Source organism: Burkholderia sp. AU16482 (genome assembly GCF_002223285.1).
Lineage (GTDB): Bacteria > Pseudomonadota > Gammaproteobacteria > Burkholderiales > Burkholderiaceae > Burkholderia > Burkholderia semiarida.
The window spans coordinates 37,593-58,372 of record NZ_NKEY01000007.1; the positions used below are offsets into that span (position 1 = coordinate 37,593).

15 protein-coding genes are annotated in these 20,780 nt (G+C 66.8%); 7 read left to right on the forward strand and 8 right to left on the reverse strand.

Annotated elements, in window-relative coordinates; genetic code table 11:
• Positions 1 to 7: 7 nt before the first annotated feature.
• Positions 8 to 1,420 carry an LLM class flavin-dependent oxidoreductase gene (locus tag CFB35_RS27090; RefSeq protein ID WP_089465817.1) on the reverse strand — a complete coding sequence of 471 codons (1,413 nt, stop codon included), beginning with the start codon at positions 1,418 to 1,420 and terminating at the stop codon, positions 8 to 10.
• A 10-nt stretch (positions 1,421 to 1,430) separates the two neighbouring features.
• Positions 1,431 to 2,270, reverse strand: coding sequence for a MetQ/NlpA family ABC transporter substrate-binding protein (locus CFB35_RS27095; RefSeq protein WP_059641611.1), 840 nt, complete (start codon positions 2,268 to 2,270; stop codon positions 1,431 to 1,433).
• 434 nt (positions 2,271 to 2,704) lie between these two features.
• On the opposite strand from CFB35_RS27095, the gene CFB35_RS27100 reads away from it, so the two are divergent.
• From CFB35_RS27100 to CFB35_RS27120, 5 genes are all read left to right on the forward strand, one after another.
• Positions 2,705 to 4,069 (forward strand): 2-hydroxycarboxylate transporter family protein, encoded by a 1,365-nt coding sequence (locus tag CFB35_RS27100; protein ID WP_059641609.1) that lies wholly within the window; start codon positions 2,705 to 2,707, stop codon positions 4,067 to 4,069.
• Between the two features lie 160 nt (positions 4,070 to 4,229).
• Positions 4,230 to 6,125: an ATP-binding protein gene (locus tag CFB35_RS27105; RefSeq protein WP_089465818.1), complete on the forward strand. Its 1,896-nt coding sequence runs from the start codon at positions 4,230 to 4,232 to the stop codon at positions 6,123 to 6,125.
• Positions 6,115 to 7,476 (forward strand): sigma-54 dependent transcriptional regulator, encoded by a 1,362-nt coding sequence (locus CFB35_RS27110; protein WP_059641602.1) that lies wholly within the window; start codon positions 6,115 to 6,117, stop codon positions 7,474 to 7,476. Before CFB35_RS27105 ends, CFB35_RS27110 begins: the two co-directional genes overlap by 11 nt.
• A gap of 25 nt (positions 7,477 to 7,501) precedes the next feature.
• Complete coding sequence (locus CFB35_RS27115) at positions 7,502 to 7,831, forward strand: DUF3579 domain-containing protein (protein ID WP_089465819.1); 330 nt, start codon at positions 7,502 to 7,504, stop codon at positions 7,829 to 7,831.
• 465 nt (positions 7,832 to 8,296) lie between these two features.
• Entirely contained in the window at positions 8,297 to 9,148 is an 852-nt protein-coding gene (locus CFB35_RS27120) for an alpha/beta fold hydrolase (protein WP_059582067.1), read from the forward strand.
• Positions 9,149 to 9,248: 100 nt separating this feature from the next.
• Here CFB35_RS27120 and CFB35_RS27125 read toward each other — a convergent pair whose 3' ends face one another.
• The gene (locus tag CFB35_RS27125; RefSeq protein ID WP_059582064.1) at positions 9,249 to 9,689 is read right to left on the reverse strand and encodes a PACE efflux transporter; all 441 of its coding nucleotides are present in this window, start codon (positions 9,687 to 9,689) and stop codon (positions 9,249 to 9,251) included.
• A gap of 101 nt (positions 9,690 to 9,790) precedes the next feature.
• Between CFB35_RS27125 and CFB35_RS27130 the strand changes: the two genes are divergently transcribed.
• The gene (locus tag CFB35_RS27130) at positions 9,791 to 10,681 is read left to right on the forward strand and encodes a LysR family transcriptional regulator (RefSeq protein WP_059582061.1); all 891 of its coding nucleotides are present in this window, start codon (positions 9,791 to 9,793) and stop codon (positions 10,679 to 10,681) included.
• A gap of 225 nt (positions 10,682 to 10,906) precedes the next feature.
• Here the strand turns inward: CFB35_RS27130 and CFB35_RS27135 are convergent, their stop codons facing one another.
• From CFB35_RS27135 to CFB35_RS27155, 5 genes are all read right to left on the reverse strand, one after another.
• A complete protein-coding gene (locus CFB35_RS27135) occupies positions 10,907 to 11,881 on the reverse strand; it encodes a LysR family transcriptional regulator (protein WP_059582060.1) in 975 nt (324 codons plus the stop codon).
• Between the two features lie 567 nt (positions 11,882 to 12,448).
• A complete protein-coding gene (gene opcM, locus CFB35_RS27140) occupies positions 12,449 to 13,984 on the reverse strand; it encodes a multidrug efflux transporter outer membrane subunit OpcM (RefSeq protein WP_059582216.1) in 1,536 nt (511 codons plus the stop codon).
• Positions 13,985 to 13,994: 10 nt separating this feature from the next.
• Positions 13,995 to 17,180, reverse strand: coding sequence for a multidrug efflux RND transporter permease subunit CeoB (gene ceoB, locus CFB35_RS27145; protein WP_059582054.1), 3,186 nt, complete (start codon positions 17,178 to 17,180; stop codon positions 13,995 to 13,997).
• 45 nt (positions 17,181 to 17,225) lie between these two features.
• Positions 17,226 to 18,443 (reverse strand): multidrug efflux RND transporter periplasmic adaptor subunit CeoA, encoded by a 1,218-nt coding sequence (gene ceoA, locus CFB35_RS27150; RefSeq protein WP_059582051.1) that lies wholly within the window; start codon positions 18,441 to 18,443, stop codon positions 17,226 to 17,228.
• Positions 18,444 to 18,474: 31 nt separating this feature from the next.
• Positions 18,475 to 19,335 carry an alpha/beta hydrolase gene (locus CFB35_RS27155; RefSeq protein ID WP_059582049.1) on the reverse strand — a complete coding sequence of 287 codons (861 nt, stop codon included), beginning with the start codon at positions 19,333 to 19,335 and terminating at the stop codon, positions 18,475 to 18,477.
• Between the two features lie 173 nt (positions 19,336 to 19,508).
• Between CFB35_RS27155 and ceoR the strand changes: the two genes are divergently transcribed.
• The gene (gene ceoR / locus CFB35_RS27160) at positions 19,509 to 20,513 is read left to right on the forward strand and encodes a putative multidrug efflux transcriptional regulator CeoR (protein WP_059582046.1); all 1,005 of its coding nucleotides are present in this window, start codon (positions 19,509 to 19,511) and stop codon (positions 20,511 to 20,513) included.
• The last annotated feature ends 267 nt before the right edge of the window (positions 20,514 to 20,780 follow it).

The window sequence follows — 20,780 nt, forward strand, 5'->3', positions numbered from 1 at the left end:
GTCACGTTCAGGCATGCGCGGGATGCGCGGGTTCGGCCACGGCCGCCGGCCGATGCCGCGCGCCGGTGTGCCAGGCGGGCAGGCGCGGGCCGGCGCCGAACAGCTTCTCGCGCAGCGTCGGCGCGGGATCGTAGTCTTCCTTGTAGACGCCGCGGTTCTGCAGCTCGGGCACGACCCAGTCGACGAAATCCTCGAACGACTCGGGCATCACGGTGCGCGTCAGGTTGAAGCCGTCGATGCCGGTCTCGTCGATCCACGACTGCAGCTCGTCCGCGACCTGCGACGGCGAACCGACGATCGGCGCGTAGCGGCCGCCGAGCGACATCTGTTCGAGCATCCGCCGCACGGTCCACGTGCCGGTCGTGCTCTTGCGCGAGATCGCGTCGACGGCCGACTGGATCGAATCGGTCTTCACGTACGAGATCGGCTCGTCGAGGCCGTACTTCGCGAAGTCGATGCCGGTCGAGCTCGCGAAATGCGCGAGGCCGGCTTCCGGGCTCGCGTAGCGCCGGTATTCGTCGAACTTTTCGCGAGCGAGCAATTCGGTCTCGGCCGTCACGACGCTCACGCCGGCAAAGATCCTGATCGACGCCGGGTCGCGCCCCTGCCGTGCGGCGGCCGCGCGAATGTCGAGCGCCGCCGCGCGCGCCGCGGCCTTGCTCTGCCCGTTCACGAACACGCATTCCGCGTGACGGCCCGCGAACTCGACGCCGCGCGCGGACGAGCCGGCCTGGTACAGCACCGGCGTGCGCTGCAGCGACGGTTCGCTCAGATGAATCGCATCGATCGAATAGAACGGCCCGTCGTGCGTCACGCGCCGCACCTTGCCCGGCTGCGCGAACACGCGCGCCTGCGCGTCGCGGATCACCGCGTCGTCGTCCCAGCTCTGTTCCCACAGCTTGTAGACGACGTCCATGTAGTCGTCGGCGCGCTCGTAGCGGTCGTCGTGGCCGATCTGCTGCGCGAGGCCCATCCCGCGCGCGGCGCTGTCGAGGTAGCCGGTGACGATGTTCCAGCCCACGCGCCCTTTCGTCAGATGATCGAGTGTCGACATGCGGCGCGCGAACAGGTACGGCGGCTCATAGGTCAGGTTCGCGGTCACGCCGAAGCCGAGATGCCGCGTGACCTGCGCCATCGCCGGCACGAGCAGCAGCGGATCGTTGACGGGCACCTGCACCGACTCGCGCAGCGCGGCGTCCGGCCCGCCGCCGAACACGTCGTACACGCCGACGATGTCCGCGAGAAAGATTCCGTCGAACTTGCCGCGCTCCAGCGTCCTCGCGAGATCGGCCCAGTAGTCGAGATCGGTGTAGTGCGCGGAGCGGTCGCGCGGATGCGTCCACAGCCCGTGGTTGATGTGCCCGACGCAGTTCATGTTGAACGCGTTGAGCAGGATCTTCTTGCGGTTCGCCGTCGTCATGCCGCCTCCGTCACCATGCGATCGCGTACAGCGAGCCGAACGCGTTGTCGAGCGCACGGCGCACGGCCGGCGAATGCTGGTAGATCGAGATGAACTTGCGGATGCGCGCGTCGTTCGCGCTCTCGGGCCGCACGACCCACTGGATCGCGAAGTTCTTGTTCTCGGTGCCGTCGAACAGCAGCGCGCTGTTCGGGTCGGTCGTGCCGGCGAGCTTGATGAAGCTCGGGTAGCCCTGCGCGAGATCGACGTCGTCGAGCGAACGCGCGAGCTGCGACGCTTCGAGCGCGATGATCTTCAGGTGCTTCGGGTTGGCGACGATGTCGTGCGTCGTCGCGCGGTAGTCGGCGCCCGGCTTCAGCGTGATCAGCCCCGCGCGCTGCAGCAGCAACAGCCCGCGCCCGCCGTTGACCGGATCGTTCGCGATCGCGACGCGCGCGCCGTCCTTCAGTTCGGCGAAGCTTTTCACCTTCTTCGAATAGAGGCCGATCTTCATGATCGTACCGGGCGCGATCGAGATGAAGTTGTAGCCGCCCTGCTTCTTCGCGTTCTCGAGAAACGGGATGTGCTGGAAGTAGTTGACGTCGATGTCCTTGTTCGCGAGCGCCGCGTTCGGCGTATTCCAGTCGGTGAATTCGACGATCTTCACGTCGAGGCCCTGCTCCTTCGCCTCCTTCGCGGCGATCTTCAGCGCCTCGATCTGCGGGCTGGTCGAGATGCCCACCTTCAGCGGCGCGGTATCAGCACGGGCGCCGTTCAGCAGCACGACGCCGAGCAGCGCGGCCGTCAGCAGGCGGGCCAGGCTGGCCACACGGCCGGCGGAAAAGCGGGCGGAAAATACGGGATGCAGCATGGGAACCACTCTCCTGTCCAAAGACGGTATCGACGGATGAGCGACGCCGCGGCGAACGCGCGGGCGTTCTCCGGACAGTCGTCGTCGCATCGGAAAAAGATCAGCCGATGATAGAGAGCGGCGGGTAGGCGGTCTACGAAGCGATTGTGCGAAGAAAATCGCGCGCGGCGATATGGCGGGCGGCGGCCCGGGCGGCTGGCGTGGCCGGCCGCCCGGGCCGCCGCCAGGCCGAAATCTCGGCCTGAGCGCCGCGCCGATTCCGAATTCTCGGCCAGCCTGCCTGGAAAACCCTTTCCGCAGACGAAACAAATCCCTTATGAATCAAGGCATTAAAAATATTCCGGCAAGCCGAAATACTGGCACGGGGGTTGCGTAATAGACGGCACACGATGCCGCGAAGCGATGCAGGCATTCCAAACATCAGGAGACACGTCTTGCAGACCTCTATCCACACCCCGTCCCATCCGGAACCGATTGCCGCCGCCGGTCCCGCCACGCGTGAACGCTTCTGGCCGGAAGGCTGGTGGAAGCTGATGGAAATCCGCATCGGCATCATTCCGCTGCCGATCTACGTGATCCTGTTCGGGCTGATCGTCGGCTTCGCGGTGACGGGCAAGGTGCCCGGCGAGATCTCGATGGCGATCGCGGTGCTCGCGTTCTTCGGCTTCACCTGCGCCGAACTCGGCAAGCGCCTGCCGCTGCTGCGCAACATCGGCGCGGCCGCGATCTTCGCGACCTTCGTGCCGTCGGCGCTCACGTACTACCACGTGCTGCCGAAGCCGGTGCTGAACCTCACGGTCGAATTCACCAAGTCGACCAACTTCCTGTACCTGTTCATCGCGTCGATCATCGTCGGCAGCATCCTGAGCATGGATCGCCGCGTGCTGATCCAGGGCTTCGTGAAGATCTTCGTTCCGCTCGCCGTCGGGTCGGTCGCCGCGGCGATCGTCGGCACGGCCGTCGGCACCGCGCTCGGCCTCGGCGCGCGCCACACGCTGCTGTACATCGTCGTGCCGATCATGGCGGGCGGCGTCGGCGAAGGCGCGATTCCGCTGTCGATCGGCTATTCGGAACTGATGCACCTGCCGCAGGGCGAGATGTTCGCGATGGTGCTCCCGTCGGTGATGCTCGGCAGCCTGACCGCGATCATCCTGTCGGGCGCGCTCGACATGCTCGGCAAGCGCCTGCCGCATCTCACCGGCAACGGCCGCCTGCAGGTCGGCGAAAGCGGCGACATGACGCCGGAGAACGAGGAGATCCGCGGCCACGTCGACGTCACGCACATCGCGGGCGCCGGCATCACCGCGATCACGCTGTATCTCGTCGGCCTGATGGCGCACAAGCTGTTCGGCCTGCCCGCGCCGGTCGCGATGCTGTTCCTCGCGGTGCTGGTGAAGCTCGCGCGCGCGGTGTCGCCGCCGCTGCAGGAAGGCGCGTTCGTCGTCTACAAGTTCTTCTCGACCGCCGTCACGTATCCGCTGCTGTTCGCGATCGGCGTCGCGATGACGCCGTGGGACAAGCTGACCGCCGCGTTCACGATCGTCAACGTGGTCACGATCGTGTCGACCGTCGCGACGCTGATGGGCACCGGTTTCGTGGTCGGCCGCCTGCTGAAGATGTACCCTATCGACACCGCAATCGTGAACGCCTGCCACAGCGGGCAAGGCGGCACCGGCGACGTCGCGATCCTGACCGCCGCGAACCGGATGCAGCTGATGCCGTTCGCGCAGATCGCCACCCGCATCGGCGGCGCGATCGTCGTCACGGTCACGCTGATCCTGGTCGCGCACTTCGGATAACGCGCGGCCGCGCGCACCGTCGCGCCGGCTGCCTCGCACGCGCCGCCGCCGGCCCTGCCGGCGCGCGGCGCGTGTCGTTCGGGGAGGGCCGGTTGCGGAGGGCCGCTAGCGGACGGCCGGTTGCGGACGGCCGGTGGCGGACGGCCGGTAACGGGCTTCGATGAGGACGAACGTGCAGAAGAGCTTCAAGGGAATCCCGTGGTGGGGCTGGGCTTCGGCCGCGGTGCTGTACGTCGGCGTGGCCGGCGCGGCCGTCGATTTCGCGTGGGAACGCGCGATCGACGCGCTCGAGGAGGCCGGCGCGCACCGGCTCGACCTGTATGCGTCGAGCCTGAAAAGCGAGCTCGGCCGCTTCGAGATCCTGCCCGGCCTGGTCGCGCGGCAGGATGGCGTGCGGGCGATGCTGAAAGCCGCGCCGAACGATGCGCCCGAACTCGTGCATGCGGTGAACACCTACCTCGAAGCCGTGAACCGCGACGCGGGCAGCGGCGCGGTCGACGTGATCGATCTGCAAGGCGACGTGATCGCCGCGAGCAACTGGAACGAGACGATCAGCTTCGTCGGCACCAACGTGTCGTACCGGCCGTATTTCAAGGACGCGCTCGCGCGCGGCAGCGGCCGCTTCTTCGGCATCGGCACCAACACCGGCGTGCCGGGCGTCTACTTCGCGAGCGCGGTGCGCAGCGACGGTGCGCCGATCGGCGTCGCCGCCGTGAAGATCAGCGTCGACCCGCTCGAATCGGCGTGGCGTGCGCCGGGCGTCGCCGCGCTGGTCGTCGACAGCAACGGCGTGGTCGTGATCTCGACCGAGCCCGCGTGGAAATTCACCGCGCTGCGCCCGATCACCGCGCAGCAGCAGCGCGACATCCAGGCGTCGCGCCAGTATGCAGGCCGCACCGTCGACGCACTGCCCTATCGCCGCATCGGCGAGCGCGGCTCGGCCGCGTGGTTCGGCACCTTCCCCGATCCGCGCCACGCCGGCCGCACCACGCGCTATCTCGTGATGTCGCGCCCCGCGCCGCAGGCCGGCGATTCGCTGATGGTGCTGCTCGACATCGCGGGCGCGCGGCGCCAGCAGCAAACGGCGTTCGTGTTCGTCACCGGCGCGTTCCTGATCGTCGCGCTGCTGGTCGGCTATGCGATCCAGCGGCGCCGGGCGATCCTCGCGCGGCTGAGCGCGCAGGACGCGCTGCGCCGCGCGAACGACCGGCTCGAGCTGACCGTCGCGCAGCGCACGGCCGCGCTGACGGCCGCGAACGAGCGGATGCAGCGCGAGATCGACGAGCGCGAGCGCACCGAACAGCGGTTGCGTGCGTCGCAGCAGGAAGTCGTGCACGCGGGCAAGCTCGCGGTGCTCGGGCAGATGGCCGCCGGCCTCACGCACGAGCTGAACCAGCCGCTCGTCGCGATCCGCACGCTGTGCGACAACGCGCGCACGTTCTTCGAACGCGGCCAGCCGGCGCCGGCGCTCGCGAATCTCGAACGGGTCGGCAAGCTGGTCGACGGCATGGCCGTGCTTACCGGCGAGCTGAAGACCTTCGCGCGCAAGCCCGACGTCGAGCGCGTCGCGGTGTCGCTGAACGAGGCCGTCGCGCATGCGCGGCTCATCTACGACGCGCGCATTCGCGACGAAGGCGTGCGGCTCGACGTCAACATCGCGCCCGGCACGACCGTCTCGGCCGAATCGAGCCAGTTGCAGCAGGTGATCGTGAACCTGCTTGGCAACGCGCTCGACGCGGTGCACGACGCACCGGTGCGCCGCATCGTCATCGAGGCGGCCGAAGTGGACGATGCGGATGGCGCCGGCCGCGTGCGTTTCACGGTGGCCGACAGCGGCGCCGGCATCGCGCCCGACGTGCTGCCGCACCTGTTCGAGCCGTTCGTCACGACCAAGCCGCGCGGCCAGGGCCTCGGGCTCGGCCTCGCGATCACGTCGCGCATCGTCGAGGCATTCGGCGCGCGGATCGCCGCGACGAACCGCGACGAAGGCGGCGCGCAGTTCACCATCGAATTCGCGGCGGCGACGCCGCAACAGAGGACAGAGCATGGAAGATGAGATTCGGGTGCTGGTCGTCGAGGACGATGAAAACGTCCGGATCGGCGTCGAGCAGGCTGTCGCGCTCGCAGGGTTCCCGGTCGACGCGTTCGCGTCGGCCGCCGACGCGCTCGCGCACGTCGCGCCCGGTGCGCCGGTGGTGATCGTGTCGGACGTGCGGATGCCGGGCATCGACGGGCTGCAGTTGCTCGATCGCGTGATGGCCATCGATGCGCAGATTCCGGTCGTGCTGATCAGCGGCCACGCGGACATCTCGACGGCCGTCGGCGCGATGCAGGTCGGCGCGTACGACTTCATCGAGAAGCCGTTTTCGTCGGACGTGATCGCCGGGCGCGTCGCGCGCGCGGTCGAGAAGCGCCGCCTGACGCTCGAGGTGCAGGGGCTGCGCGCGGCACTGAACAACTGGCAGGGCATCGAGGCGTTCGTGCTCGGCAAGTCGCCCGCGATGGCCGACGTGCGCAAGAAGATCCTGCGCCTCGCCGATACGTCCGTGTCGGTGCTGATCACCGGTGAGACGGGCACCGGCAAGGAGTTGATCGCGCGCAGCCTGCACGACTTCGGCAGCCGGCGCGACGCCCATTTCGTCGCGCTGAACTGCGGCGGCCTGCCCGAGCAGGTGTTCGAGAGCGAGCTGTTCGGGCATGAGGCCGGCGCGTTCACCGGCGCGATCAAGAAACGCATCGGCAAGATCGAATGGGCGGATGGCGGCACGCTGTTCCTCGACGAGATCGAGACGATGCCGATCGCACTGCAGATCAAGATGCTGCGCGTGCTGCAGGAGCGCGTGGTCGAGCGGCTCGGCGCGAACGACCTGATTCCGGTCGACTGCCGCGTGGTGGCCGCGTCGAAGGCCGATCTCGCCGAACTCGCGGCCGACGGGCGTTTTCGCGCGGATCTGCTGTATCGCCTCAACGTCGCGCAGATCGAGCTGCCGCCGCTGCGCGAGCGGCGCGAGGACGTGCCGCTGCTGTTCGAGCATTTCGTGCTCGCGGCCGCGCGGCGCTTCGGCCAGCCGGCGCCGGTGGTTACCGCCGCGCAGGTGTCCGAACTGATGACGCACGCGTGGCCCGGCAACGTGCGCGAGCTGCAGAACGTGGCCGACCGCTTCGTGCTCGGGCTGACCGGCGACAGCCTGCTGTCGTCCGGCGAGGCGCCGGCCGTGGGCAGCACGCTCGCGGAACAGCTCGCGTATTTCGAGCGGATGCTGATCGAGGACATGCTGCGGCGTCACCACGGCAACGTCGCGGACGCGAGCGAGGCGCTCGGCATGCCGAAGAAGACGCTCTATCACAAGCTGCGCCACCTGCGGATTCCCGCGCGCGGCGACGCGGCGGCCGACGGCGGCGAATGACGCGCACGAGGACACGTACTCCGGCATGGATCGCATCGACATCACCGAACACGGCCGCGTCAATGGCCACTTGATCCGCGGCGTCACGCGCGCGCGGAAAACCTTCCGCCCAAGCGACTGGCCCGAGCGCCTGGCGGGTGTCATCACGCTGTTCGTCGGCGAACGGCGGCCCGGCTATCCGTGCGCGCTGTCGCGGCTCGCGATGCCCGTCGTCGACGGCGGCGTCAAATGCCTGTTCGTGTCCGACGAATTGCGCGCCGTGTGCGCCGATGCGTTCGCGTTCGCGATGCAGTTCGCGGCCGACAATGATTTGCCGGTCGAGCTTCAAACCGCGCCGGCGCTGGCGGTGCGGTGACGCGCGGGTCGCGTTTGGTGGCCTACTCCTCTGCGTCGAAAAGTGCTTCGAACGCGTTTTGGCACAACTGATGCATGCTTGAGCGCAATTCTTTCGTCATAAATTTGCAGCGTCCGAACCGCCAAGTCACGGATGCGCGGGTTCGATACATCCTAACGTGGCCATGTGAAATCACTCGGCCACGTTAGGGCTCCCTTACGCATGCCCCATGCGCCCCAAATCCCATGCCGCTTCAAGGCGCCGTGACGTCATGCGGTTCGCCGTCGATAGACGCCCACTCGAACCGTATGCATATAGGGACTGATTAAAGGTCGGCCGCAGCCGTGATCGCAGGACCTGCCCGACAAGGGTTTCCCGCCGAGCCATCAATAAAATTGATCGTCACGATGAAAATTATGCGTTTTCCTTGCAGGTCGCCGTGATGCATAGTTGCGTCGTGTTGACGCACCTTTGAGTCTTTCAGCCATGAACATGCGAATCGAGCCGTCCGTGCTCGCGAACCCCGACCTGCAATTTGCGACGCTTTCGTCAGGCATCAGCCTGCCGTATGTCGAGCGGGGCGGCGGTGCGCCGATGGTGTTCGTGCATGGCTCGCTGTGCGACTACCGCTACTGGGATCCGCAACTCGCGGCGCTATCGGCCCACTACCGCTGCATCGCGCCGAGCCTGAGCCACTACTGGCCGGCCGTCGAAGCGGGCATCCAGGACGAGTTCAGCTGGCAGAACCACGTCGACGAGCTCGCCGAATTCATCGACGCGCTCGATCTCGGCCCCGTGCATCTGGTCGGCCATTCGCGCGGCGGCAGCGTCGCGTTCAACGTCGCGCGCCAGCATCCGCACCTCGTCGAATCACTGACGCTCGCCGATCCGGGCGGCCCGCTCCAGCAGCCGGGCGTGCGCGAAGCCGCGCTGCCGGCCGCCGCGATCGCGCTGCGCACGAAGGCCGTGAACCTGATCGAGCAGGGCGAAGTCGAAGCCGGCCTCGAGATGTTCGTCGATTCGGTAAGCCTGCCCGGCGCATGGAAGAAGAGCACGTCGCGCTTTCGCACGATGGCGATCGACAACGCAAGCACGCTGCCGAAGCAGTTGCGCGACCCGCTGCCCGCGTATTCGCAGCACACGGCCGGCGACATCGCATGCCGCACGCTGCTGATCGACGGCCAGCGCAGCCCGAAGATGTTCCGCCACAACGTCGACACGCTGTCGCAGTGGATCGGCCATGCGCAACGGCAGACCGTCGCCGGCGCATCGCACGGGATGAACGCCGCGAGCCCTGCGGTGTTCAACCGTTACGTGCACGAGTTCGTCGCCGCGTAATGGCGCGGGCGGCATGCGCGCCGCCCGTCTTCCTCTCTCTTGCAGCAGCGAAACGGCGCGGGTGTCCGCATCGTTTCGCATCCCTCTGCATCCGTCTACATTACGCCGCCGGCGCCGCCTTGCGCGTCACCGCGTCCGGCAAACCGAACACGCTGTCAAACGCCCAGTTGTACGCGAACGTGAAGATCGGGAAGAACACGATCAGCACCGCGTCATACAGGAACGCCTGCCATAACGACACGTCGAGCCACCACGCGATCAGCGGAATCAGGAACGTCACGAGCGCGACCTGGAACCCGATCGCATGCACGACACGCCGCCCGACGGTGCGCGTCGTTTCCGCACGCCGCCGCTCCCATGCCTCGAAGCCGAGGTTGTACAGAAAATTGACGGTGACGCCCGTCGTCGAGATCATCACGCCGAGCACGCCGCTCGTCGCCGCGCTCGCGCCGCTCAGCATACCGAGCACCGACGACGCGACGAGGATGCCGAGCACCTCGAACATCACGACGTAGACTATGCGTCTCTTCCATCCTTGCATGACCGACCACCTTCGTTTCGAACCAGGTGGCGAGACTACAGCGGGCACTTCGTCCGCAAAAGTCAGGTCGTTTCAATTTTTCTGACAGGAGCGGGCAGACCATGCTGACCAGCGATCACATCGACATGCTGCTGACCGTCATCGACAAAGGCTCGTTCTCGGCGGCCGCGCGTGCGCTCGGCCGCACGCCGTCGGCGGTCAGCATGGCGATCGCGAACCTCGAGGCCGAGCTCGATCTCGTGCTGTTCGACCGCGGCTCGCGCGAGCCGACGCCGACCGCCGCGATGGCCGCGCTGCTGCCCGACGCGCGCGCGATCGCCGAACGGCTGCATGCGCTGCGTGCGCATGCGCAGCACTTGTCGGAAGGCGTCGAGGATTCGCTGCGGCTCGGGCTCGCCGCCGAAATCGACGGCGCGCCGATTGCGCGCGCGCTGACGGCCGTCGCGGTGAAATATCCGGCGCTCGCGGTCAGCGTCGTCACGGCGCCGCAGGACGCGATCGTCGACGCGCTGCATCGTGGCGCCGTCGATCTTTGCGTCGCGTACGGCGGACTCGATCTGCATCCGCAGGAACAGATTCACGCGCTGTGGACCGAGACGCTGATCGCGGTCGCCGCGCCCGGCCATCCGGCGATTGCCGAAGCCGCGCATCCGGAGGCGATCGAGCGATTGTCCGGGTTCCGGCAGATCGTGATCGCCGATCCGGAGCGGCCGCTCACCGACGTGCGGCCGCTGATCGGCAACCGCACGTGGAAGGTGACCGACATGGCGACCGCGATCGCGCTCGTGAAGGCCGGCCATGGCTGGGCGAATTTGCCGGAGTCGGTCATCGGCCGGTATGTGGCCGACGGCGAACTCGCGTCGCTCGTGTTCGCGAACATTCGCAACGGGCTGCCGTTGCCTGTGTATTTGCGGCGACCGAAACATATGGGGCTCGGCAAGGCGGCAAGCGCGCTGGTGCGGGCACTGCGGGCCGAACGCGCGGAGATGTGAGCGCCGCCGCACCCGTCGGAAGGTGCCGAGTGAGATTGACCGTTAGTTGCGGCACGCGGTGCGGTAAAAAGGTTCTTCGGAAATTTCCGTGGACGTCGCCTTCCGACCCGCTGCAGCCATCGGATGCCCCGGCAACTCGACGGCAAGGTTCAATGCCAGGCTGACCTTCGAATGTCCAACTGCATGCACCGGCGAAGGTCCTCAGACAGTAGCACTGACGGGCCGTTACTCCGCGCTTGGGTAACGGACTGCGCAAGCGGGCGCCCGGGGCTGCCCTTTACTCTCTTGACGCGGCGTCAGGAGCCGTTCAAGCAGATCGGGGCTGTCTAGTTGCGCAATCCACCAGTTCAAAGCGTTCCCTACCTTGTCCTCGCGCCAAGCGAGGTAGCCATTCGTGAACTCGCGCACACCCACAATGCGACGCGCGACCAGCCTGCCTTCGTGTATCGGTTCTTTCGCCACGAAATCGGGCAGCATCCCGACAGCGATACCTTCGCACAGTGCTTGCAGTTTGGCTGCGAGCGTCGGCACGATGATCAGCGGCTGTCCGTCACGGGTGGCCACGGATTGCGGTTGCAGTTCGCGAGAAGTGTCACTGATGACAACACCTCGATATCTTGCGATCGTTTCGCTCTCCAACGGCTCGGGCATGCGGGCGAGTGGATGGTCCGGTGCCACGACAAAAACGTGCCGGAGGGTTCCGATTGGCCGGGCCGCGATGTTGGCCGCATGCGGCGGCTCGCCGAACGCCCCTATCGCGAGATCGGCACGCCGCGTAACCAGGGCATCCCACACGCCCCCAAGCACCTCGGTGGAAAGACTTAGCTGGGTATTCATCTCCAGGCCGTAGAAGGCATGGACATACGGCCATAAGGACTGGATTGGCAAGATTGCATCGACGCATAGTCGAAGCTCCGATTCCCAACTGTCTCGAATGCCTTTTGCTTTGGCCTCCAGGTGTCGAGCGGCGTCCAAAAGACGACGCCCATCTTCCACAACAGCACGACCCGCTTCCGTGAGTCTCGCCCGTCTGCCGCCGCGATCGAACAGCTCGACCTCCAGGTCACTTTCCAGCTTTTGCACAAGGTAAGTGAGCGTCGACGGAACTCTATGCAACAACTCGGCCGCCTCGGCGAATGTACCGGTCCGGTCAATTGCATCCAACACTTCGAGAATTTCGAATGACAGCTTGGTCGTCATACAGCAGATACTTCTATTGTTCACAGGATTCACCGCGACGGCCGAGCGGCTTTGCCGCAGCAACGCATCCATGCGGTTGCCCAACCTTTCGGGCCTCGCTCGGATGCTGATCAGATGGACAAAGGCGATGTCGTCCCTGAACCGGATACATCTCCCGCATGCTCTCGTTGACGAAGCCTCCGGCCACGCAATGGTCATTGCGGCAAGAGTCTAAGGGACACGCTGCTGTTTGTCTGCTCGTGGCGTGACGCACAGTTAGCGCATGATTTTGCTCGCGTCAATTTAGTTTCGCGCGAACGAAAGGAGACGCATCGTGCCCCCATCTTCGAGCGTCAGCCGGCGCGAAGGTCAACAGACGTGGCATACGCGTTTGCTGGATGCGGCGTTCGGCATGGCGACGACAACGGCCATTCAGCTTGCCGCGGCGAGTGTCCCTTCCTGGCCGATCGCCGACGTTCCTCCGCGGAAATTTGGATGACCCATAAAAAACCCGGTCCGCGTTGCCACGGACCGGGGTTCGTCGATCAGCCACTTGCTTGAGCAGCCCGCCCGTCAAGGGCCGCAGCGTCAGCGCCCAGCCACTTCCGCCTTGCCGGCCCCCGCATCGCCGATCGCCGTCGGTGCCGCGCCCCACCCGCCGCCGAGCGCACGAATGAGATTGACGGTCGACACCGCCTGCGCCCCCGTCAACTGGTTCGCCTGCAACTGAGACTGCAACACCGACCGCTCGCTGTCGATCACGTCGAGATACGCGACCTCCCCTTCCTGATACTGCGTCCGCGACAGCGTCGCCGCACGGCGCGAAGCATTGACGGCCGCATTCTGCGCGCGAATCTGGTCGTCGAGCAGGCGCAGATCGGCGAGATTGTCCTCGACCTCGCGGAACGCGACGAGCACCTGCTGCCGGTAGTTCGCGACCTGTTCGTCGTACTGCGCGCGCGCCTGCTGCACGCCGGCCGCACGGCGCCCGCCGTCGAACAGCGGCAGCGTCAGCGCGGTGCCGGCGAACGGCCCGAGCAGGAACGTGCGGCTCGACCACAGGAACAGGTTGCCGAGCGTCGATGCTTCATACCCGAACGACCCGGTGATGTCGAGCTTCGGGAAGTACGCCGACTTCGCCAGCCCGATCCGCGCATTCGCGGCCGCCATCGCGCGCTCGGCCGCCGCCACGTCCGGGCGGCGTTCGAGCAGCGCGGACGGCAGGCCCGGCGGAATCTTCACCGCGACCGGCACGATCGGCGTTTCCTTGAACGCGAAATCCGCCGGCGCCTTGCCGAGCAGAATGGCCAACGCATGCTCGGACGCCGCGCGCCGGCGCGCGACGCCGACCGCATCGGCCTGCGCGCTGGCCAGCTCGTTCTTCGCGCGCGACACGTCGAGTTCGCTGATGTCGCCTTCGTTGAAGCGGCGCTGCACCAGCTTCAGCGCCTGCTCGCGCAGCTCGACCGTGCGGCGGTACAGGTCCTGATCCGAATCGAGCTGGCGCAGTTCGAAGTAGTTCTGCGCGACGTCGGCCTGCAGCGCGAGCTGCACCGAGCGGAACAGCGCCTCGCTCTGCGCCTGGTCGGCACGCGACGCCTCGACGTTGCGGCCGACGCGGCCGAACAGATCGGCTTCGTACGACACCGTGCCCTGCGCGCGCCACAGCGTCGCGTTGGTCGGGCCCGTACCTTGCGGCTGGAACTGCGACGCCGACGACAGCCCCTCACGCGTCGGCCCGAACCCGGCGCCGACCTGCGGGAACCATTGCGAGCGCGCCGAACGCGTCGCCGCACGCGCTTCCTCGACTCGCGCCGCCGCGGCCTTCAGGTTCTGGTTCGCGGCGAGCGCCTGCGCCTCGAGCGAATCGAGCACCGGGTCGCCGAACACCTTCCACCATTCGCCGCGATGTTCGCCATCCGACGGTTCGGCCGTCTTCCACGTGCCGGCCTGCTCGCCGGCGGCGAGGGTCGGCGCTTCCTTGAACGCGGCGGGCGCCGCCGCGTCCGGACGCTTGTAGTCGGGGCCCACCGCGCACGCGGCGAGCAGCGTCGCGAGCAGGGTGCTCGCGGCCGCCACCTTCGCGAAGCGCATCAGGCCGTTCGTGTTGTGCAAGTTATTCATTTTCTGGTCCTCAAGCATCGGGCGCCGGCACGCCGTACCCCGCCGAATCCTTGCCGGCGACGTGGATCTTGCCGCCCGCGAGCGTACGCAGCACGACGTAGAACACCGGCGTCAGCATCAGCCCGAACAGCGTCACGCCGAGCATCCCGAAGAACACCGCGACACCCATCGCATGGCGCATTTCCGAACCGGCGCCGGTCGACGTGACGAGCGGCACCACACCCATGATGAAGGCGATCGACGTCATCAGGATCGGGCGCAGCCGCAGCCGGCTCGCCTCGATCGCGGCCTCGAGCGGCGTCCTGCCGTCGTGTTCGAGCTCGCGCGCGAATTCGACGATCAGGATCGCGTTCTTCGCCGACAGCCCCACCAGCACCATCAGGCCGATCTGCGTGAAGATGTTGTTGTCGCCCTGCGTGAGCCACACGCCCGTCAGCGCCGACAGAATGCTCATCGGCACGATCAGGATCACCGCGAGCGGCAGCGTCAGGCTTTCATACAGCGCGGCGAGCACGAGGAACACGAGCAGCACGCTGATCGGGAACACATACATCGCCGAATCGCCCGCAAGGATCTGCTGATACGTGAGGTCGGTCCACTCGAAGCGCACGCCGCGCGGCAGCGTCTCGTGCGCGATGCGCTCGACCGCGGCCTGCGCCTGGCCCGACGAGAAGCCCGGCGCCGGGCCGCCGTTGATGTCGGCCGCCGTGTAGCCGTTGTAACGCACGACCATTTCCGGGCCGAAGGTCGGCGTCACCGTCACGAGCGACGACAGCGGCACCATTTCGCCCTTGTCGTTGCGCGTCTTCAACTGCAGGATGTCGTCCGCGCGCTGGCGGAACGGCGCATCGGCCTGCACGCGCACCTGGTACACGCGCCCGAAGCGGTTGAAGTCGTTCACGTACAGCGAACCGAGATACACCTGCATCGTGTTGAACACGTCGGTCACCGGCACGCCGAGCTGCTTCGCCTTCACGCGGTCGAGATCGACGTTGAGCTGCGGCACGTTGATCTGGTAGCTCGTGAACAGCGGGCCGAGTTCAGGCGCCTGCTGCGCGCGCTTGATGAAGTCGTTGGTCGCATCCGACAGCTTCGCGTAGCCCACCGCGCCGCGATCCTCGATCTGCATCTTGAACCCGCCGAGCGTGCCGAGGCCGAGCACCGGCGGCGGCGGGAACACCGCGACGAACGAGTCCTTCATCGCGCTGTACTGCTGGTTCAGCGCACCCGCGATCGCGCCGGCCGACAACGCCTTGCCGTGCCGCTCCGAGAACGGCTTGAGCGTGACGAACACGATGCCCGCACTCGAGCTGTTCGTGAAGCCGTTCACCGACAGCCCCGGGAACGCGACCGCGCTCTCGACGCCCGGCTGCTTCAGCGCGATCGAACCCATGTCGCGGATCACCTTCTCGGTGCGGTCGAGCGATGCACCGTTCGGCAACTGCGCGAACGCGATCAGGTATTCCTTGTCCTGCGCGGGCACGAAGCCGCCCGGCACGACCTTCGACACGAGCACGGTCGCGCCCACCAGCACGAGGTACACGCCGAGCATCAGCGTCTTGCGCGACAGCACGCCGCGCACGCCGCGGCCGTAGTTCTCCGCGCCGCGATGGAACACCTTGTTGAAGCGGCGGAAGAAGCCGCCGAGCACGCGGTTCATCACGCGCGTGAGCCAGTCTTCCTTGTCGCCGTGCCCCTTCAGCAGGATCGCGGACAGCGCCGGCGACAGCGTCAGCGAGTTGAACGCCGAGATCACCGTCGAGATCGCGATGGTCATCGCGAACTGCTTGTAGAACTGGCCGGTCAGGCCCGACATGAACGCGAGCGGCACGAACACGGCGACGAGCGTCAGCGCGATCGCGATGATCGGCCCGCTCACTTCCTGCATCGCCTTGTAGGTCGCCTGCCGCGCGTTCATCCCGCCCTCGATGTTGCGCTCGACGTTCTCGACGACGACGATCGCATCGTCGACCACGATCCCGATCGCGAGCACCATCCCGAACAGCGACAACGCGTTGATCGAATACCCGAACGCCAGCAGCAGCGAGAACGTGCCGATGATCGACACCGGCACCGCGATCAGCGGAATCAGCGACGCGCGCCAGGTCTGCAGGAACACGATCACGACGATCACGACCAGCGCGATCGCTTCGAGCAGCGTGTGCACGACGGCCTTGATCGACGAACGCACGAACTGCGTCGGGTCATAGACGATCTTGTAGTCGACGCCGGCCGGCATGTCCTGCTTCAGCTCGGCCATCGTCTTGCGCACCTCGTCCGAGATCTGCAGCGAGTTCGCGCCCGGCGACTGGTTGATCGCCATCGCGACGGCCGGCTTGTTGTCGAGCAGCGAGCGCAGCCCGTATTCGGACGCGTCGAGCTGGATTCGCGCGATGTCGCGCAGGTGCGTGACGCCGCCGTCCGGCGTCGTCTTCACGACGATGTCGCCGAACTCGTCTTCCGTCTGCAGACGGCCGCGCGCGTTCACCGACAGTTGCAACGGCGTGCCGGGCAGCGACGGCGACGCGCCGATCACGCCGGCCGCGACCTGCACGTTCTGCTCGCGGATCGCCTGCACGACGTCCTCGGCCGACAGCCCGCGCTGCGCGACCTTCTGCGGATCGAGCCACACGCGCATCGCGTAGTCGCCCGAACCCCACAGCTGCACCTGACCGACGCCCTGGATCCGCGACAGGCGATCCTTCACGTTGATCAGCGCGTAGTTGCGCAGGTAGGTCATGTCGTAGCGGTTGTCCGGCGAGATCAGGTGGACCACCATCGTCAGCGTCGGCGAGCTCTTCACCGTGGTGATGCCGAGCCGCTGCACGTCTTCCGGCAAGCGCGGCAGCGCCTGGTTCACGCGGTTCTGCACGAGCTGCGTGGCCTTGTCCGGATCGGTGCCGAGCTTGAACGTGACGGTGATCGTCATGTTGCCGTCGCTGTTCGCCTGCGACTGCATGTAGAGCATGTCCTCGACGCCGTTGATCTGCTCTTCAAGCGGCGACGCGACCGTCTCGGCGATCACCTTCGGGTTCGCGCCCGGGTACTGCGCCTTCACGATCACGGAAGGCGGCACGACCTCCGGATATTCCGAAATCGGCAGCAGGAACATCGCGATCACCCCGCCGAGCAGGATGATCACCGATAGGACTCCTGCGAAGATCGGCCGGTCGATAAAGAATTTGGAAATGTTCATGGGTTGCTCTGTCTGGTTGAACGCGGATGCGAAGCGGCGTGCCGCTTACGAATCCGCCTTCGCCGGTGCGGCCGGCTTCGCGGTACCCGCGAGCGGCGCGGACGGCTCGTCGCCGCCCGTCATCGGGACCATGTGCGGCTTCACCTGCTCGCCGGGGCGCACGCGCTGCGTGCCGTTCACGATCACGCGATCGCCGGCCGCGAGCCCGCTCACGATCACGCGCCGGTTGCCGTGCTGCATTCCCGGTTGCACTTCGCGGTACGACACGCGGCCTTGCTGATCGACGACGAAGACGAACTTCTTGTCCTGATCGGTGTTGATCGCGGCATCGTCGACGAGCAGCGCCTCGTGCGGCGCGCTGCCGCCGACCTTCACGCGCGCGTAGAGGCCCGGGACGAGCGTGCCGTCCGCGTTGTCGAAGCGTGCACGCACGCGGATCGTGCCCGACGACGTGTCGAGCCGGTTGTCGACCGAGTCGATCTCGCCGCTGCGCGAGTAGCCGGTTTCGTTCGCGAGGCCGAGCTCGACCGGCACCTTGCGGCCGTTGCGCGCGCCGTTGATGTATTGCAGGTAGGTCTGCTCGTCCGCGTCGAACGACGCGTAGATCGGCGACACCGACACCAGCGTCGTCAGCGGCGCGGCCGACGCACCGGCCGACACGACGTTGCCGAGCGTGATTTCCGCACGCGACACGCGGCCCGATACCGGCGCCGTGATGCGCGTGTAGCCGAGGTTGATGCGCGCCGTTTCCAGCGCGGCTTCGGCGGCCTTCAGGTTCGCGCTCGCTTCGCGCGCCGCGTTCTGCTTCTCGTCGTAGTCGCGCTTCGCGATCGCGTTGTCGCCGATCAGCCGCTGCGCGCGCTGCCAGTCGGTCTGCGCGTAGCCGTTGCGCGCCTGCGCGGCCGCGAGCTGCGCGGCGGCGCGATCGACTTCCGCCTGGTACGGGCGCGGGTCGATCACGAACAGCACGTCGCCCTTTTTCACGAGCGCGCCGTCCTTGAAATTCACCGCGACGATCGTGCCCGACACCTGCGGGCGCACGTCGACTTTCTCGACCGCCTCGAGGCGGCCCGAATAGCTTTGCCAGTCGGTGACGGTCTGCGGCACGACGGTCGCGACGTCGACTTCGGGCAGCGGCGCCGCCGCTTTCTCGGGCGCGTTCGCGTTCACGCGCATCGCGCCGAACGTGCCGAGGCCGACGACGGCGAGCGTGACGATCGCCGCGGTCGCGATTCGGGAACGGGTGGTGCGTAGGATGGCCATGTGGATCTCCGGTAAGCGTGGATTGGTCTGGTTATTCGGAACGGTTCGGCTGGCGCGCCTGGAAACGGCACTGGAAGAAGCGCACGGCTTCCTCGAACGCGGCTTCGTGCGTGGCGAGCGCGGCGTGCGTGATGTCCGGATAGCGGATCACCTGCGTGAGCACGCCCGACGAAATCAGGCAGCCCGCATATTTCTCCGCCTCGACGTGCAGCACGTCGTTCTGCGCGGTGACGACGAGCGTCGGCGGCAGCCCCGCGAGGCGCACCGATTCGATCGGCGCCGCGTACGGGTGCATGCGCTGCGCCGCCTGCGGCAGGTATGCGCGATAGCAGGCCGCGCATTCGCGCGCGGTGATGTCGGACGCGAGGCGCTCGGCGTCGCCGATGCGCGTCATGCTCGGGTCGAGCATCGGCCCGAACAGCGCCTGCGCGGCGATCGACACCTCGCCGCGGTCGCGGGCGATGAAGGCGAGGCAGTTCGCGAGCTGGCCGCCCGCATCGTGCCCCGCGACCCCGATCTTCTTCGGGTTGCCGCCGAACGCGCGGGCGCGCGTCGCGGCCCACACGGCGGCGCGATACGCATCCTCCGGCGCGGCCGGAAAAGGAAAGGCCGGCGCGAGCGAATAGTCGACCGACACTACGAGAGCTGGTAAGCGTTCTGCTAAAAAACGCGCGGCGAAATCCGCGTCTTCGAGCGAACCGCGAACGAAGCCGCCGCCGTGGAAATAAAGCACTACTGGCAACCCGGTCTTGTCCGGACGGCGGTAGAGGCGCAGCACGATGTCCTGTGCGTAGCCGGGAATTTCGACTTCGGCAACCGTCAGCGCCCCGCCCGCTGTGGCTTGCGCGGGCAGCGCGGCTTTCAGGAATTTGCTGAATTCAGAAGCGTCCATGACGATGCGGCATCCATTTCGAGATGGAACGAATTCTGAGTCCGGCAGACATTGGGATAAATGCCTATAATCCGGCAACACAATTCAACGCCCCCGAACAATCCGAGGCTGCGTTTACCCATGAGGTAGCGCAGCCTTGTTGTTCGCGGGCTCATTAGATTGCGGAGGTTGTGATGGACCGGCTTCAGGCCATGCAGGTGTTTACTCGCGTCGTCGATACAAGCAGCTTCACCAAGGCAGCAGAAACGCTCGGCCTGCCGCGAGCGTCCGTCACGACGATCATCCAGAATCTCGAAGCCTTCCTCGGCGTGCGGCTGATGCACCGGACCACGCGCCGGCTGTCGCTCACGCCGGACGGCGCCGCGTACTACGAACGGTGCGTGCGGATCCTCGCGGACGTCGAGGAAACCGAAGCGAGCTTCCAGGCCAACAACCGGAAGCCGCACGGAAAGTTGCGTATCGACATGCCGGGCTCGATCGGTCGGCTGCTCGTGATTCCGTCGCTGTGCGAATTTCATACGCGCTATCCGGACATCGACCTGCAGCTCGGCCTGTCCGACCGGCCGGTCGACCTGCTGCAGGAAGGCGTCGACTGCGTGATCCGCGTCGGTGCGCTGCAGGATTCGTCGCTCGTCGCGCGCCGCGTCGGCCTGTTCGAATGCGTGACCGTCGCGTCGCCCGACTATCTCGAGCGCAACGGCGAGCCGCAGACGATCGACGACCTGAGCCAGCACAAGGCCGTCAACTACTTCTCGAGCCGCACCGGCCGCACGATCGACTGGACCTTCCTGATCGACGGCAAGGAAGTCGAGATGAAGATGGAGGGCATCGTGTCGGTAAACGACGCGGATGCGTACGTGACCTGCGGTATCGAAGGCTTCGGGCTGATCCAGCCGCCGCTCTTCATGGTGCTGCCGCACCTGCGCGAGGGCCGGCTCAAGGAAGTGCTGCCCGGCGTCAAGCCGCTGCCGATGCCGATCTCGGTCGTGTATCCGCACAGCCGCCATCTGTCGCCGAAGGTGCGCGTGTTCGTCGACTGGGTGGCCGAAGTGTTCGACCGCTGCCCGCTGCTCAGCGGCAAGGGCAGCCTCGACGCGACGTGCAGCAAGCGCACGTTCGAGGAAGCCGAACGCGCGCCGGCGCTCGATACGCCGGTCATCAACGAGTGGGTCGCGTAATCGTCTGAACCGCGCGTGCGGGCCGCGGCGCCCGCACGTCGTCCCGCCTGCGCGCCGCCTGGGCACCCTCTCCAAGCGCGGCGCCCCGATCCTTCCCGAATCCGCAGTAAGCCTTTGCGCAACCCGCGGCAATCGGCCGTGTGCGTCGTGGCGCCTCCTCGCCGCCGCCCCTGCGACGCCGGCGCCACGGGGCTGCGGGCCGTTTCCGCATTCCCCCACCGCACGTACGGATTCCGATTGTTCCAGTCTCGCGACAATTCAATTCGT

Bases quoted from the DNA above. Each gene is read 5' to 3' on its own strand.
- CFB35_RS27090 (WP_089465817.1), bottom strand. From the start codon at position 1,420: ATGACGACGGCGAACCGCAAGAAGATCCTGCTCAACGCGTTCAACATG.
- CFB35_RS27095 (WP_059641611.1), bottom strand. From the start codon at position 2,270: ATGCTGCATCCCGTATTTTCCGCCCGCTTTTCCGCCGGCCGTGTGGCC.
- CFB35_RS27105 (WP_089465818.1), top strand. From the start codon at position 4,230: ATGAGGACGAACGTGCAGAAGAGCTTCAAGGGAATCCCGTGGTGGGGC.
- CFB35_RS27110 (WP_059641602.1), top strand. From the start codon at position 6,115: ATGGAAGATGAGATTCGGGTGCTGGTCGTCGAGGACGATGAAAACGTC.
- CFB35_RS27115 (WP_089465819.1), top strand. From the start codon at position 7,502: ATGGATCGCATCGACATCACCGAACACGGCCGCGTCAATGGCCACTTG.
- CFB35_RS27120 (WP_059582067.1), top strand. From the start codon at position 8,297: ATGAACATGCGAATCGAGCCGTCCGTGCTCGCGAACCCCGACCTGCAA.
- CFB35_RS27125 (WP_059582064.1), bottom strand. From the start codon at position 9,689: ATGCAAGGATGGAAGAGACGCATAGTCTACGTCGTGATGTTCGAGGTG.
- CFB35_RS27130 (WP_059582061.1), top strand. From the start codon at position 9,791: ATGCTGACCAGCGATCACATCGACATGCTGCTGACCGTCATCGACAAA.
- CFB35_RS27135 (WP_059582060.1), bottom strand. From the start codon at position 11,881: ATGACGACCAAGCTGTCATTCGAAATTCTCGAAGTGTTGGATGCAATT.
- opcM (WP_059582216.1), bottom strand. From the start codon at position 13,984: ATGAATAACTTGCACAACACGAACGGCCTGATGCGCTTCGCGAAGGTG.
- ceoB (WP_059582054.1), bottom strand. From the start codon at position 17,180: ATGAACATTTCCAAATTCTTTATCGACCGGCCGATCTTCGCAGGAGTC.
- ceoA (WP_059582051.1), bottom strand. From the start codon at position 18,443: ATGGCCATCCTACGCACCACCCGTTCCCGAATCGCGACCGCGGCGATC.
- CFB35_RS27155 (WP_059582049.1), bottom strand. From the start codon at position 19,335: ATGGACGCTTCTGAATTCAGCAAATTCCTGAAAGCCGCGCTGCCCGCG.
- ceoR (WP_059582046.1), top strand. From the start codon at position 19,509: ATGGACCGGCTTCAGGCCATGCAGGTGTTTACTCGCGTCGTCGATACA.